Source organism: Tabrizicola sp. T74 (assembly GCF_057219935.1).
This window is the reverse complement of record NZ_JBXVVT010000003.1, coordinates 411551-424571: the sequence shown is the minus strand read 5'-3', so window position 1 is coordinate 424571 and position 13021 is coordinate 411551. Positions and strand designations below refer to the sequence as shown.

The window sequence follows — 13021 nt, the reverse complement described above, 5'->3', positions numbered from 1 at the left end:
GACTACAGCGCTGTCATGCCGCCCCCGACGGGCCGCACGATTTCAGGAGTGCAAAGATGAAATCCCTCTCGCTCACCGCCTCGATCCTGGCCTTTGCCGCCGCAATGCCCGCCGCCGCCCGTGACCAGATCCAGGTCACCGGGTCCTCGACCGTGCTGCCCTACGCCACCATCGTCGCCGAGGCTTTCGGCGAGAACTTCGACTTCCCGACGCCGGTCGTCGAAGGCGGCGGCTCGGGTGCCGGCCGCAAGAAGCTCTGTGAAGGCGTAGGCGAGACCACAGTCGACATCGCCAACTCGTCCAGCCGCATCTCCAAGTCGGACATCGAGCTTTGCGCCGCGAATGGCGTGGCCGAGATCATTGAAGTCCGCTTCGGCTATGACGGGATCGTCTTCGCCTCGGACGTGAACGGCCCCGACTTCGCCTTGACCCCGGCAGACGTCTACAACGCGCTGGCCGCCAAGGTCGTCAAGGACGGCGCACTGGTCGACAACGCCGCCGCCCAGTGGGCCGAAGTGAACGCCGCGCTCCCGGCCCAGGACATCCTGGCCTTTGTTCCCGGCACCAAGCACGGCACGCGCGAAGTCTTCGACATCAAGGTGATCGAGGCGGGCTGCAAGGAAACCGGCGCGCTGGACCTGTTCAAGGCGACCGCCGAGGGTGCGGACGACAAGGAAAAGGAAGGCAACGCCAAGAAGGCCTGCCTGGAACTGCGCACCGACGGCAAGTCGATCGACATCGACGGCGACTACACCGAAACCCTGGCCCGCCTTGACGCGGACAAGAAGGCGATCGGCGTGTTCGGCCTGTCCTTCTACCAGAACAACACCGACAAGCTGAAGGTCGCGCCGATGTCTGGCGTCACCCCCTCGACCGAGACGATCGCCTCGGGCGAATACCCGGTGTCGCGCCCGCTCTACTTCTACGTCAAGAAGGCCCATATCGGCGTGATCCCCGGCCTGAAGGAATACATCGAGTTCTTCGTGTCCGATGACATGGCTGGTCCGGATGGCCCGCTCGCGGAATATGGCCTGGTGTCGGATCCCGAACTGGCCGCGACGCAAGAGATGGTCGCGGCGGAAACCCCGATGGGTCCGCTGGAATAAGACAACCGGGCGGGGCCTTCGGGTCCCGCCCAACCCTTTTGCCCGGAAGCCCACATGTCCGTCCTGATGCTTCTTGCCGCCATCGCTGTCCTGGCCGTCGCGGCCTTCTTCCTGGCCCGCCAGCGCGCGCTGGCCTCGACCCAGGGCAACCCCAGGCTTCTGCACTCGCTTCCTGGCTACTACGGCTGGTACGCAGCCGTTTCGGTCCTGATCCCGGCCCTCGGTGCCCTTGTCCTGTGGCTGATCCTGCAGCCTCTGGTGATTGAAGGCCGCATTTCGGCTGCGCTTCCCGCAGCACTGGTTGCCGACCCGACCACGGCCGAGCTGACGCTGGCCGATGTCCGCCGCGTTGCAGACGGCCTTAATACCGCTGTCGCTGCAGGCGCGCTGAGCGACGATCAGGCCGCAAACCTGGCCAGTGGCTCCACAAACATCCGCGAGCTTCTCGCTTCGGTCGGTGTTGCCCTGGCGGAAGACGTCTCGCCCGAGATCCTGTCGGCCGCGCAGGATTACCGCGAGCTGTCGCACTGGGGGGCCGCCGGTCGTACCGCGCTGGTCCTGATCCTGGCCGTCCTGGGCCTGTTCTGGGGCGTGACCCGCGCCCAACCCGACTTCCGTGCCCGCAACCAGGTCGAACGCGTGATCCTTGCGCTTCTCATCGCCGCATCGTCGATCGCCGTCCTGACCACGGTGGGCATCGTCTGGTCGATGGTGTCGGAAACCTTCGACTTCTTCAGCAAATACCCGTTCCAGGACTTCTTTTTCAGCCTGACCTGGTCGCCGAACTTCCGCGGCGGTTCCGACCTCGGGATCATTCCGCTGATCTGGGGCACTCTATACATCACGCTGATCGCGATGCTGGTCGCCGTGCCGATCGGCCTGTTCGCCGCAATCTACCTGGCCGAGTATGCCTCGAAGCGCACGCGCAACTGGGTCAAGCCGCTGATCGAGGTGATCGCGGGCATCCCGACCGTCGTCTTCGGCATCTTCGCCCTTGTCACTGTCGGCCCTGCGCTGCGCGACTGGTTTGCCGAGCCGCTTGGACTTGGCAACTCCGGCTCCTCTGTCATGACCGCGGGGATCGTGATCGGCATCCTGAACATCCCCTTCATCTCGTCGCTGTCGGACGACATCATCAACGCCGTGCCGCAAAGCCTGCGGGACGGAAGCCTTGGCCTCGGGGCCACAAAATCCGAAACGGTGAGGCAGGTCGTCCTTCCTGCCGCCCTTCCCGGCATTGTCGGCGCCATGCTGATGGCCGCCAGCCGCGCCATCGGCGAGACGATGATCGTGGTCTTGGGCGCAGGCGCGGCCGCGAAGCTTTCGCTCAACCCCTTCGACGCGATGACGACGATGACCGTCAAGATCGTCGGCCAGTTGACCGGTGACACCGACTTTGCCGCGCCCGAGACGCTCGTGGCCTTCGCCCTTGGCATGACCCTCTTCGTCATCACGCTGGGCCTGAACATCTTCGCCCTCTGGATCGTCCGGAAATACCGGGAGCAGTACGAATGACCGACATCTCCGCCGGTGGCTTTGCCGCCCCCAAGCAGTCGCTCCTGACGGCCAGCGCCAACATGAAGCGCCGCAACGGCGCCGAGACGCGCTTCCGTATTTACGGTCTGGTCGCGATTTCGATCTCGCTCGTGATGTTGGCGGTGATGCTGTTCACCATCCTCCGCGATGGCATCTCGGCCTTCCATCAGGCAACGCTGACCTATCCCGTCGAACTTTCCGCCGAAACGCTTGATCCGAAGGGCAACCGCAACCTTGAGGAAATGGGCAAGGTCACCACGGTCGGCTACCAGAAGGTCCTGGCCCGTGCGCTCCTGGCCGAGCTTGAAGCCCGCGGCATCGCGCAAGAGGGTGTCTCGGAGAAAGAAATCGGTGAGCTGATCTCGAAGGATGCCGCCGGGCAGTTGCGCGCCAAGATTCTCGCCAACCCCGGAATGATCGGCACGACCATAGACACCACCATCCTCGCCGCGGGCCGGGTCGACGGATTTCTCAAGGGTCGCGTCACCTATGAGACGGCCGAGCGCGACAACCAGATCTCGCCCGACCAGCTGCGCCTGGTGGAACAGCTACAGGCCGCAGGAATCGTCAACTCGTCCTTCAACTGGACCTTTTTCACCAACCCGGACGCTTCGGACCAGAGACCCGAGGCCGCGGGCCTTGGCGTTGCACTCCTCGGGTCGATCTACATGATGATCCTCGTCGCGCTGATGTGCGTTCCCGTAGGTGTCGCGGCCTCGATCTATCTTGAGGAATTTGCGCCGAAGAACCGCTGGACCGACGCGATCGAGGTCAACATCTCGAACCTTGCTGCCGTGCCCTCAATCGTCTTCGGCATCCTTGGCCTCGCTGTCTTCATCAACTTCGCCGGGCTCCCCCAGTCTTCCTCGGTCGTCGGCGCGCTGGTCATCAGCCTGATGACGCTGCCCACCATCATCATTGCCACCCGGGCGGCGATCCGGGCCGTACCGCCCTCGATCCGCGATGCGGCCCTGGGGGTCGGTGCGTCCAAGATGCAGACCGTCTTCCACCACGTCCTGCCCCTGGCGATGCCCGGCATCCTGACCGGCACGATCCTTGGTCTGGCCAGCGCCCTCGGCGAAACCGCACCTCTTCTGCTGATCGGCATGGTGGCCTTCGTCGACAACTATCCCTCGGCCCCGCCCGAGGGCTTCCTTGACCCCGCGACCGCGCTGCCGGTGCAGGTCTACAGCTGGGCCAGCCGCGCCGACCCGGCCTTCATCGAGCGGTCAAACGGGGCGATCATCGTGCTTCTGGTCTTCCTCGTGATCATGAACGTCGCTGCGATCCTCTTGCGCCGTCGGTTCGAGCGTCGCTGGTAAACCCAAGCTCGGGCTGGGGCTTGCCTCTGGCCCGGCCTTGGCCTTTCCTGTGCAGACCCGCCGCTGCAAGGATCCCCCGCATGACCTTCTCGATCATCGCTCGCTGTGCCCGGACCGGGCAGTTCGGCATGGCGATCTCCTCTTCCTCTCCCGCCGTCGCCGCGCGCTGCGCGCATGTTCGGGCGGGTGTCGGGGTGGTCGCTTCGCAGAACATCACCGACCCCGCCCTTGGCCCGCAGATCCTGGACCAGCTGGAACAAGGACTGCCCGCCACTGAGGCGCTGGCGAAGGTCAAGAACGGCAGGCCACACATCGACTATCGCCAGCTTCTGGTCGTCGACCGCACCGGGGCCACGGCGATCCATTCCGGCCGTCAGGTGCTGGGGATCTGGGGCGAGGCGCGGGCCGGGGACTGCGCGGCGGGAGGAAACCTGCTGGCGGGGGAACTGGTGCCGATGGCGATGGTCGAGGCCTTCACCGGCGCAAGGGGTCACCTGGGGGAACGGCTGATGCAGTCGCTGGAGGCAGGCCTCCGGGCAGGGGGTGAGGCCGGGCCTGTCCATTCGGCGGGGCTGAAGGTGGCGGACCGGCTGGACTGGCCGCTGATCGACCTGCGGATCGATTGGGCGGACGATCCCATCGGAATGCTGCGGCAGGCCTGGGACGTCTACGCCCCGCAGATGGCTGCCTATGTCCAGCGGGCCGAGGACCCGACGCAGGCGCCGTCCTACGGGGTGCCGGGGGACGAATAGCCCGGCTCTGTCCACGGTGGACATTTCCGGATAATCTATTGATTACCTATGTTTACGCGCGGACGTTTACCCTTCCTTAACCCGCAGGAAGGGGCCTTGCCTACCCCCGGACGCGGCAGGCTCAGGACGCCTTCAGCACCCCGCGGTCGATCTGGTCCTGCTCGATCGATTCGAACAGCGCCCGGAAGTTGCCCTCGCCAAAGCCGTCATCCCCCTTGCGCTGGATGAATTCGAAGAAGATCGGCCCGACCATGGTCTTGGAAAAGATCTGCAGCAGAATCCGCGTCTCGCCGCCATCCACCACCCCTTCACCATCGATCAGGATGCCGTGCTTGGCCATCCGCTCCAGCGGCTCCTGATGCCCGACGACGCGGGTATTCGACATCTCATAATAGGCCATCGGCGGCTTTGGCATGAACTTGACCCCGGCCTCGGCAATCGCGTCGGTCGCAGCATAGAGGTCATCGGTGCCAACTGCGATGTGCTGGATGCCCTCACCCTTGTAGCGCTTGAGGTATTCGACGATCTGCCCGGTCTCGCCCCGGTCCTCGTTGATCGGGATGCGGATGCGGCCGCAGGGGCTGGTCAGCGCGCGGGAATGCAGGCCGGAGAACTTGCCCTCGATGTCGAAGAACCGGATCTGACGGAAGTTGAAGAGACGCCCGTAGAAGTCGAACCAAGTGTCCATGTTGCCGCGATGGACGTTGTGCGTCAGGTGATCAAGGTAGTGGAAGCCGACCCCCTTCGGTTTCGGCTCCGAGACCCAGTCGAAATCCGCGTCGTAGGGGTTTGCGTCGCCATAGCGGTCGGTGAAATAGATCAGCGAACCGCCGATACCCCGGATCGCGGGCAGGTCCAGTGTTTTCTCTGGTCCCTCAAAGGGTTCCGCCCCGTTCTTCACAGCATGGTTGAAGGCATGCTCTGCATCGACAACCCGCCAGCCCATCGACGGCGCGCAGGGGCCGTGCTCCTCGACGAACTTGCGGGCATGGCTGCCGGATTCGTCGTTCAAGATGTAGGTGATGTCGCCCTGCTGCCAAAGTTCCACCGCCTTGGCCTTGTGCCGCGCGGTCAAAGTGTAGCCCATCCGGGAGAAGGTCGCCCGCAGTTCATCAGGGTTGGGATGCGCGAATTCCACGAACTCGAACCCGTCGGTCCCGGCGGGATTCTCGGGCGAAAGCACTGCGCGCGGGGCGTTGTGCGGAAAGGGTCCCATGGCGTTCTCCTGCAGGCAGACCTGTTCAAGCCAAGAATGACACGCCTGCCCCGCAGGATGCGCGCATTTTTCGGCTTGTGTTGCCTGAATGATGCGTGCTTTTCTTGAGCTTGGAAGCATTGGCGCGAGATTTTCGCATGTTGGACCCAACCGATTCCCGCCTGCTTGCCGCCGTGCAGGCCAATGCCCAGATCACCGCGCAAGATCTGGGCGACCATTTGAACCTGTCGGCCAGCCAGGCCGCCCGCCGTCGCGCCAAGCTTGAGGCCGACGGGCTTATCACCGGCTATGCCGCGCGCCTGTCGCCGGCAAAGCTTGGCCTGACGGTGCAGGCTTTTGTTCAGGTGCAGATGGCCGCACATTCGCCCGAGACGGCGCAAGGGTTCCTGCGCCTGATCGCCACCCTGCCCGAGGTCGTCGCCTGCTGGACCCTGACCGGCGAGGCGGATTACCTCCTGCGCGTCTGGTGCGCCGACCTGCCCGCGCTGAACGACCTGATCCACAACCGGTTGTTGCCGAACCCGGCGGTGGCGCGGGTGCAAAGCCAGATCGTGATGGCGCAACCGAAACCGGATAGCGGGCTACCGGTCTAGTGGCCTTGCGACCGCCGAACCTGCGCCATTGCCGACCGGTAGACGGCGATCATCGTGCCCAAGAGCAGCAGTAGCACGGAAATCACAATTGCCCCGACCAGATGAAGCTTGGCTGCCGCTTCCAGTGTCCCCGGCTCAATTTCCGCGATCTGCGCATTGGATGAGGCATAGCGGATATCGACAAGGTCTCCGACCTGAAGACGCTTGAACAGTCCTTCAGACACACTGGTTTCCGCGCTGGTCCTGTCACCGCCTTGCACGTCAAAGCGTGCGACCACCCAGTTGCGGTCAAGTAGGCTGGCAAGTCCTCTGTTTGATCCAGAGCGTTGTCTCTTCTCCATGATCGTCGCCTGGGCAACTAGCGGATCGCGGGCCAACAGGGCCGCTGAGACCGAGATCTGATGCCACTCGACCCAGCAGTACAGGGCGACTGCGGCGAAGACGATGGGGGTGGCCCATGAAGCGGGTCCAGAGCTCATCCAACGCCTCCCGGCAAGCAGCGGACAAGGACAGCGCGGATCATCGCTTCACGCTCTTCGGGCGATTTTCCCTGCAGAACCAGCATTCTACGGTCTGCCGACAGGTCGGCGATGCCGTGGCTGGTGGCCCAGAGCGCAATGATATCCGTCTCGCCCCCGCCGAGGGCCGTCACCAGCCCGACGAGGTGGTAATAGGCCCGGTTGGCTGCAGCCACCAGATCGGGCGCGGCAAAGTCGGGCCGCACCGAGGAGAAGATCAGCCGGAACAGCGCTGGCCGGGCAAGCGCGAATTCAAGATAGCCAAGCCCCGCGCGGACTGCCCGGTCACGGTCGTCGGTCGCGCCGTGCTCACGGGCGTCCAGCGTGTCCTGGAACTTGGTAAAGCCTTCCGTGGCCAGCGCCGTGAGCAGCCCGTTCGTGTCGCCAAAGTGATGCGCCGGGGCGGCATGGCTGACACCCGCCCGCTTGGCGACCGACCGCAGCGAGAATCCCTCGACCCCCTTTTCGGTCAGTTCGGCCTCACCGGCTGCCAGCAACGCCGCGCGCAGATCGCCGTGGTGATAGGGTTTTTCCGTCATGTCCAAGGCTTAGCGCCCCATCTTTCCACCGTAAAGATTTTTCTTGACGGCGCGACGATCCGCCCCATAATCCTGACAGTGTAAAGATAAGGATTCCCCGATGTCCCCCGACGCCCTGTTCCAACTTGCAAACCCGCTGGCGATGCTGGGCTGGCTGGCACTGCTGGCCTCTCCGCTGGCGCCGCGCGTGGCGCAAATGACGGCAGCCGTGACGATCCCGCTCGTCCTGTCCCTTGGCTACAGCGGCTTGATCCTCGCCTATTGGTGGGAAGCGCCCGGCGGCTTCAGCACCTTGTCCGACGTGCAGGCGCTGTTCACCCATCCCCATGTCGCCCTGGCGGGTTGGGTCCACTACCTGGCCTTCGACCTGTTCATCGGCGCCTGGGAAGTACGCACCGCCCGGGCCGAGGGCATCGCGCACTGGATGGTGATCCCTTGCCTGGTGCTGACCTTCCTCTTCGGTCCCGCGGGCCTTCTGGCCTTTGCGATCCTCCGCTTCATCCTGACCCGAAAGGTCCTGCCATGACCGCCACCCTGACCGCCCCCCGCACCTGGGCCGTTTCGCCCGCACATCCGCAGCTTCTGCGCCTGACCCTGTTCATCGCCCTGGCGGCCCTGCCCCTGATGGTGGCCTATGGGATGGATGACCGGCTGTTTCAGGACGACAATATCTGGCTCAAGCCATTGAAATTCCATCTGGCCTTGGCGGTCTATACTGGGTCACTTGCCCTGTTCGCCATGCTGCTGCCCGAGGGCACGTTCACCTCGCGGCGCTGGCAGATCTACATCGGCATCGTGACGGCCTGCATCCTGGGCGAGCTTCTGTGGATCGGCGGGGCGGCGGCCCTTGGCACTGCATCGCATTTCAACGTCGAGGGCATCTGGATGGCCCTTTACAGCCTTATGGGCGTGGCGGCGGTGACGCTGACCTCCTTGTCGCTGACGATGGGTGTGGTGTTCTGGCGGCACCGGGCCGACCCGCTGATGCTGGCGGTGGCGCTGGGGCTGGTGCTGACCTTTGTCCTGACCGTGCCGGTCGCGGGGACGATGTCCTCGCTGCCGGGGCATCTGGTCGGCACGCCAGTCACCGGCGCGCGGTTCCCGCTGATGGGCTGGTCGCTGGAGGTCGGCGATCTGCGCCTGCCCCACTTCCTGGCGACGCACGCGATGCATGTCGTGCCACTTGCCGGGCTGACCGGCAGCCGGGGAGTGGTCTGGGCGACGGCGGCGGGGTTCGCCCTGCTGGTGACGTGGTGCTTTGCCCGCGCGCTGATGGGCCTGCCGCCCTTCTGACGCTTTCCCTTCCGCGCGGGTTTCGCTAATACCCGCGCGGACAAGGGGAATGCTCATGCCGATGGAAAAGACCTTCAACGCGACCGAGGCCGAAGCCCGCATCTCGAAGCTCTGGCTCGATGCCAAGGCGTTCCGCGTGGGGGCCAATGCCAAGCCCGGGCGGCCCGCCTTTTCCGTCATGATCCCCCCGCCGAACGTCACCGGCTCCTTGCACATGGGCCACGCGTTCAACAACACGCTGCAGGACATCCTGACGCGCTGGCACCGGATGCAGGGCGACGACACTTTGTGGCAGCCGGGGACCGATCACGCGGGCATCGCGACCCAGATGGTGACGGAACGCGAGATGGCTTTGTCGCAAGAGCCGGATCGGCGGACGATGGGCCGCGAGAAGTTCCTGGCCCGCGTCTGGCAGCAGAAGCAGAAGTCGCGGGGCACGATCATCGGCCAGCTTCAGCGCCTGGGTGCCTCCTGCGACTGGGACCGCGAGGCCTTCACCATGTCGGGCGCCCCCGGTGCCCCGGCGGGCGAGGAAGGCAACTTCCACGACGCGGTGATCAAGGTCTTCGTCGACATGTACCAGAAGGGCCTCATCTACCGCGGCAAGCGGCTGGTGAACTGGGACCCGCATTTCGAGACGGCGATCTCGGACCTGGAGGTCGAGAACACCGAAGTCCCCGGCCATATGTGGCACTTCAAGTACCCGCTCGCGGGCGGGGAGACCTATGAATATGTCGAGAAGGACGCCGAGGGCCGCGTGACGCTGCGCGAGACTCGCGACTATATCTCCATCGCCACCACCCGGCCCGAGACGATGCTGGGCGACGGGGCCGTGGCGGTTCATCCATCGGATGAACGTTACGCGCCAATCGTCGGGAAACTTTGCGAAATTCCGGTGGGACCGAAAGAGCATCGCCGCCTGATCCCGATCATCACGGACGAATACCCGGACCCCACCTTCGGGTCGGGTGCGGTGAAGATCACCGGGGCGCATGACTTCAACGACTACGGCGTCGCCAAACGCGCGGGCATCCCCTGCTACCGCCTGATGGACACCCGCGCCCAGATGCGCGCGGATGGGGTCCCCTACGCCGAAGCGGCACAGATCGCCCAGCGCATGTCCCGCGCCTGGCTGGTCGCCAAGGGCTATGCGACCCCCGGCATCGCCGAGCAGCACTTCACGCTGTCGGAAGCCGAGATCGACGCCCTGAACCTCGTCCCCGACGAGCTGCGCGGGCTGGACCGGTATGAGGCCCGCAAGCGCGTGGTCGAGCAGATCACGGCCGAGGGGCTGGCGGTCACAGTGCTCAAGAAATCCGTCGACAAGGAAACCGGGGCCGAGCACCTGGAACGCGTGCCGTATGTCGAGTCTAAGCCGATCATGCAGCCCTTCGGCGACCGCTCGAAGGTCGTTATCGAGCCAATGCTGACCGACCAGTGGTTCGTCGACACCGCCAAGATCGTGGAGCCTGCGCTGGAGGCGGTGCGGACCGGCCGCACGAAGATCATCCCGCCGAGCGGAGAGAAGACCTATTACCACTGGCTGGAAAACATCGAACCCTGGTGCATCAGCCGCCAGCTATGGTGGGGGCATCAGATTCCGGTTTGGTATGGGCCGATCATTGGCAAGAATGCGGAGGGCTTTGAAGGCTCCGCTGTTCCATTCTGCGCAAACAATGAAGCGGAAGCTCTCCAAAAAGCTCAGGAGTTCTATGCTTCTGGACTCCCTGACTACAAAGTGACGGTTTCAGCATTTACGCCGGATGCGAGCTCTCAGGATCGAAGCGCTTCGTTGGAGAAGGAGAACGCTGAGCGCGCAAAGCGCGGCAGCCCGAAGGTGTATCCCCAAGAGTCAATCGCGCCGCGTGAAGCTTGGAAGATGCAAGGCGGACCGAGTGACGAAGGGCGCTACATCAATCTAGAAATTGCCCGCGACCCCGACGTCCTCGACACCTGGTTCTCCTCCGGCCTCTGGCCGATCGGCACGCTCGGCTGGCCGGAACCCACGCCGGAGCTGCAGAAATACTTCCCCACCTCGGTCCTCGTAACCGGGCAGGACATCCTCTTCTTCTGGGTCGCCCGGATGATGATGATGCAGCTCGCCGTGGTGAACGACATTCCGTTCCACACCGTCTACCTGCACGGCCTGGTCCGCGACGCCAAGGGCAAGAAGATGTCGAAGTCCCTGGGCAACGTCATCGACCCGCTGGAGATCATCGACGAGTACGGCGCCGACGCGCTGCGGTTCGCGAATGCTGCGATGGCCTCCTTGGGCGGCGTCCTGAAGCTCGACACCCAGCGCATCGCGGGCTACCGGAACTTCGGCACCAAGCTCTGGAACGCCTGCCGCTTTGCCGAGATGAACGGGGTCTGGGAAGGCCACGCGACCGGCCCCGCGCCCTCGCCTGCGGCCACCGCGAACAAGTGGATCATCGGGGAAACCGCCAAGACGCTCGCCGAGGTCAACGAGGCGCTGGAGAACTACCGCTTCGACCAGGCGGCCGATGCGCTTTACAAGTTCGTCTGGGGCAAGGTCTGCGACTGGTATGTCGAATTCGCCAAGCCCCTGTTCGACGGCCCAGACGCCGGGGAAACGCGGCAAACGATGGCCTGGGTCCTCGACCAGTCCATGATCCTCCTCCACCCCTTCATGCCCTTCATCACCGAAGAGCTGTGGGGCACCACGGGCAAGCGCGAGAAGCTGCTGGTCCACACCGACTGGCCGGAGTTGCCCGCGACCCTCATCGACCGCGACGCCGAACGCGAGATGACCTTCGTCACGACGCTCATCGACGACATTCGGTCGGCCCGCGCGCAGGTGCATGTGCCGGTGGGCCTGAAGGCCGACCTCGTGGCGACCAGCCTTACGGAGGAGGCCCGTGCGGCCTTCCAGCGCAACGAACTTCTCATCAAGCGCCTCGCCCGGGTGGACAACGTCTCCGAAGGCGCAGCCCCCAAGGGCTCTATCGCCGTGGCGGCGGAGGGCGCGGCCTTTGCGATTCCGCTGGAAGGGCTGATCGACATTGCCGAGGAGAAATCCCGCCTGCAAAAGGGCCTGGACAAGCTGATGAAGGAAATCGGGGGGCTGAAAGGCCGGCTCGACAACCCGAACTTCGTCAAGTCCGCGCCCGAGGACGTGGTGATGGAAGCGCAGTCGAACCTGGAGGCGCGTCAGGACGAGGCCGCGAAGATGCAGGAGGCGCTGAAGCGCCTGTCGGATCTGGGGTAGTTTCGGGGGGTAAGGAAACCCCACCCAAGCCTTTCCGGGGCCGGCGCGTCAGACTGATGCCAACCCCGGAAAGGAAACGCCCATGCGTCTTGCCCTTGCTTCTCTGGCCCTGATCGGCCTTGCCACTGCCGCTTTCCCCCTGACCCCGCAGCTCTTCCCCGAGATCGCCCTTCCAGGTGGAGAAGCCACGCTGGTCCCAGATACGGACGTGACACTCCTGGTGACCAAAGTGGAGGACGGCCGCTGCCCGGCGGGTGCGGATTGTTACTGGGAGGGGATGATCCGCGTCGAGATAACCGTGTCGACAAAGACAGCCAAGCAAGAGATCGTGCTCTGCAACCTGTGTGACGACGCGACGGACCTTGCCAGCGCGGCGGGATGGACCTGGGGCCTGGTCGACCTGGCGCCGACGACGGAAGAGTTGGCAAAGCTGGGTCGCCCGCCGGAACTGTCCGACTATGTGGTGACGGTGAACTGGGCGAAGTCCCAATAGGGGCTTGCGTCGGAGCCCGGGCGCGCCCACCTTGCGGGTGGAGGCACTGCGATGTCATGGCTCTCGCGCCTGGCGGAACGCCAGATCCAGAAGGCCCGGTTGAAGGGCCAGCTGCAAGGGTTGGAGGGTGAGGGCAAGCCCCTGCCCGACCGCCCGGGCGATGCCTTCGTCTCTCCCGGCGATGCAGTGGGCTTCCGGATCATGGCAGAGGCCGGCGTGCTGCCCGAGGAGATCACGCTGAAGAAGCAGGTCGCGGCGCAGCGTGCGGTGCTTGCAGGCTTGACCGATGAGGCGGAGCGGAAGGCCGCGATGGCGGAGCTGGCGCGGCTGGAAATGCTGCAGGCCATCGCCGAGGAGAGCCGCCGGAAGTTCCTGCGCTAGGGGCGTTGCGTCCTTGCCCATGCATACGCGCGTATGCATGGGA

13 protein-coding genes are annotated in these 13021 nt (G+C 64.7%); 10 read left to right on the top strand and 3 right to left on the bottom strand.

The window, feature by feature from the left end; all coding sequences use genetic code 11:
• Positions 1–56: 56 nt before the first annotated feature.
• The 4 genes from AC2EAL_RS11555 (at position 57) to AC2EAL_RS11540 (ending at position 4716) form a co-directional block, all read left to right on the top strand.
• Complete coding sequence (locus AC2EAL_RS11555; protein ID WP_484724366.1) at positions 57–1106, top strand: PstS family phosphate ABC transporter substrate-binding protein; 1050 nt, start codon at positions 57–59, stop codon at positions 1104–1106.
• A gap of 54 nt (positions 1107–1160) precedes the next feature.
• Positions 1161–2621, top strand: a complete 1461-nt coding sequence (gene pstC, locus AC2EAL_RS11550) for a phosphate ABC transporter permease subunit PstC (RefSeq protein ID WP_484724365.1) — start codon at positions 1161–1163, stop codon at positions 2619–2621.
• On the top strand, positions 2618–3964 hold the full coding sequence (pstA, locus tag AC2EAL_RS11545; RefSeq protein ID WP_484724364.1) for a phosphate ABC transporter permease PstA: 1347 nt from the start codon (positions 2618–2620) through the stop codon (positions 3962–3964). Before pstC ends, pstA begins: the two co-directional genes overlap by 4 nt.
• A gap of 80 nt (positions 3965–4044) precedes the next feature.
• Complete coding sequence (locus AC2EAL_RS11540; RefSeq protein ID WP_484724363.1) at positions 4045–4716, top strand: DUF1028 domain-containing protein; 672 nt, start codon at positions 4045–4047, stop codon at positions 4714–4716.
• Positions 4717–4837: 121 nt separating this feature from the next.
• Here AC2EAL_RS11540 and hppD read toward each other — a convergent pair whose 3' ends face one another.
• Positions 4838–5932 (bottom strand): 4-hydroxyphenylpyruvate dioxygenase, encoded by a 1095-nt coding sequence (gene hppD, locus AC2EAL_RS11535; protein ID WP_484724362.1) that lies wholly within the window; start codon positions 5930–5932, stop codon positions 4838–4840.
• A gap of 137 nt (positions 5933–6069) precedes the next feature.
• Here hppD and AC2EAL_RS11530 point away from each other — a divergent pair, with 137 nt between their 5' ends.
• Positions 6070–6525 (top strand): Lrp/AsnC family transcriptional regulator, encoded by a 456-nt coding sequence (locus AC2EAL_RS11530; protein ID WP_484724361.1) that lies wholly within the window; start codon positions 6070–6072, stop codon positions 6523–6525.
• Here the strand turns inward: AC2EAL_RS11530 and AC2EAL_RS11525 are convergent.
• Positions 6522–7004, bottom strand: coding sequence for a hypothetical protein (locus tag AC2EAL_RS11525; protein WP_484724360.1), 483 nt, complete (start codon positions 7002–7004; stop codon positions 6522–6524). The genes AC2EAL_RS11530 and AC2EAL_RS11525 overlap by 4 nt on opposite strands.
• Positions 7001–7582 (bottom strand): TetR/AcrR family transcriptional regulator, encoded by a 582-nt coding sequence (locus AC2EAL_RS11520; RefSeq protein ID WP_484724359.1) that lies wholly within the window; start codon positions 7580–7582, stop codon positions 7001–7003. Before AC2EAL_RS11520 ends, AC2EAL_RS11525 begins: the two co-directional genes overlap by 4 nt.
• Positions 7583–7682: 100 nt before the next feature.
• Here AC2EAL_RS11520 and AC2EAL_RS11515 point away from each other — a divergent pair, with 100 nt between their 5' ends.
• From AC2EAL_RS11515 to AC2EAL_RS11495, 5 genes are all read left to right on the top strand, one after another.
• Positions 7683–8108, top strand: coding sequence for an ABA4-like family protein (locus tag AC2EAL_RS11515; RefSeq protein ID WP_484724358.1), 426 nt, complete (start codon positions 7683–7685; stop codon positions 8106–8108).
• Positions 8105–8875, top strand: a complete 771-nt coding sequence (locus AC2EAL_RS11510) for a hypothetical protein (protein WP_484724357.1) — start codon at positions 8105–8107, stop codon at positions 8873–8875. Before AC2EAL_RS11515 ends, AC2EAL_RS11510 begins: the two co-directional genes overlap by 4 nt.
• Before the next feature lie 55 nt (positions 8876–8930).
• Positions 8931–12104 carry a valine--tRNA ligase gene (locus AC2EAL_RS11505; RefSeq protein ID WP_484724356.1) on the top strand — a complete coding sequence of 1058 codons (3174 nt, stop codon included), beginning with the start codon at positions 8931–8933 and terminating at the stop codon, positions 12102–12104.
• An 82-nt stretch (positions 12105–12186) separates the two neighbouring features.
• A complete protein-coding gene (locus AC2EAL_RS11500) occupies positions 12187–12597 on the top strand; it encodes a hypothetical protein (protein WP_484724355.1) in 411 nt (136 codons plus the stop codon).
• A 51-nt stretch (positions 12598–12648) separates the two neighbouring features.
• Positions 12649–12978, top strand: a complete 330-nt coding sequence (locus tag AC2EAL_RS11495; protein WP_484724354.1) for a DnaJ family domain-containing protein — start codon at positions 12649–12651, stop codon at positions 12976–12978.
• The last annotated feature ends 43 nt before the right edge of the window (positions 12979–13021 follow it).

Bases quoted from the DNA above. Each gene is read 5' to 3' on its own strand.
- AC2EAL_RS11555 (WP_484724366.1), top strand. From the start codon at position 57: ATGAAATCCCTCTCGCTCACCGCCTCGATCCTGGCCTTTGCCGCCGCA.
- pstC (WP_484724365.1), top strand. From the start codon at position 1,161: ATGTCCGTCCTGATGCTTCTTGCCGCCATCGCTGTCCTGGCCGTCGCG.
- pstA (WP_484724364.1), top strand. From the start codon at position 2,618: ATGACCGACATCTCCGCCGGTGGCTTTGCCGCCCCCAAGCAGTCGCTC.
- AC2EAL_RS11540 (WP_484724363.1), top strand. From the start codon at position 4,045: ATGACCTTCTCGATCATCGCTCGCTGTGCCCGGACCGGGCAGTTCGGC.
- hppD (WP_484724362.1), bottom strand. From the start codon at position 5,932: ATGGGACCCTTTCCGCACAACGCCCCGCGCGCAGTGCTTTCGCCCGAG.
- AC2EAL_RS11530 (WP_484724361.1), top strand. From the start codon at position 6,070: ATGTTGGACCCAACCGATTCCCGCCTGCTTGCCGCCGTGCAGGCCAAT.
- AC2EAL_RS11525 (WP_484724360.1), bottom strand. From the start codon at position 7,004: ATGAGCTCTGGACCCGCTTCATGGGCCACCCCCATCGTCTTCGCCGCA.
- AC2EAL_RS11520 (WP_484724359.1), bottom strand. From the start codon at position 7,582: ATGACGGAAAAACCCTATCACCACGGCGATCTGCGCGCGGCGTTGCTG.
- AC2EAL_RS11515 (WP_484724358.1), top strand. From the start codon at position 7,683: ATGTCCCCCGACGCCCTGTTCCAACTTGCAAACCCGCTGGCGATGCTG.
- AC2EAL_RS11510 (WP_484724357.1), top strand. From the start codon at position 8,105: ATGACCGCCACCCTGACCGCCCCCCGCACCTGGGCCGTTTCGCCCGCA.
- AC2EAL_RS11505 (WP_484724356.1), top strand. From the start codon at position 8,931: ATGCCGATGGAAAAGACCTTCAACGCGACCGAGGCCGAAGCCCGCATC.
- AC2EAL_RS11500 (WP_484724355.1), top strand. From the start codon at position 12,187: ATGCGTCTTGCCCTTGCTTCTCTGGCCCTGATCGGCCTTGCCACTGCC.
- AC2EAL_RS11495 (WP_484724354.1), top strand. From the start codon at position 12,649: ATGTCATGGCTCTCGCGCCTGGCGGAACGCCAGATCCAGAAGGCCCGG.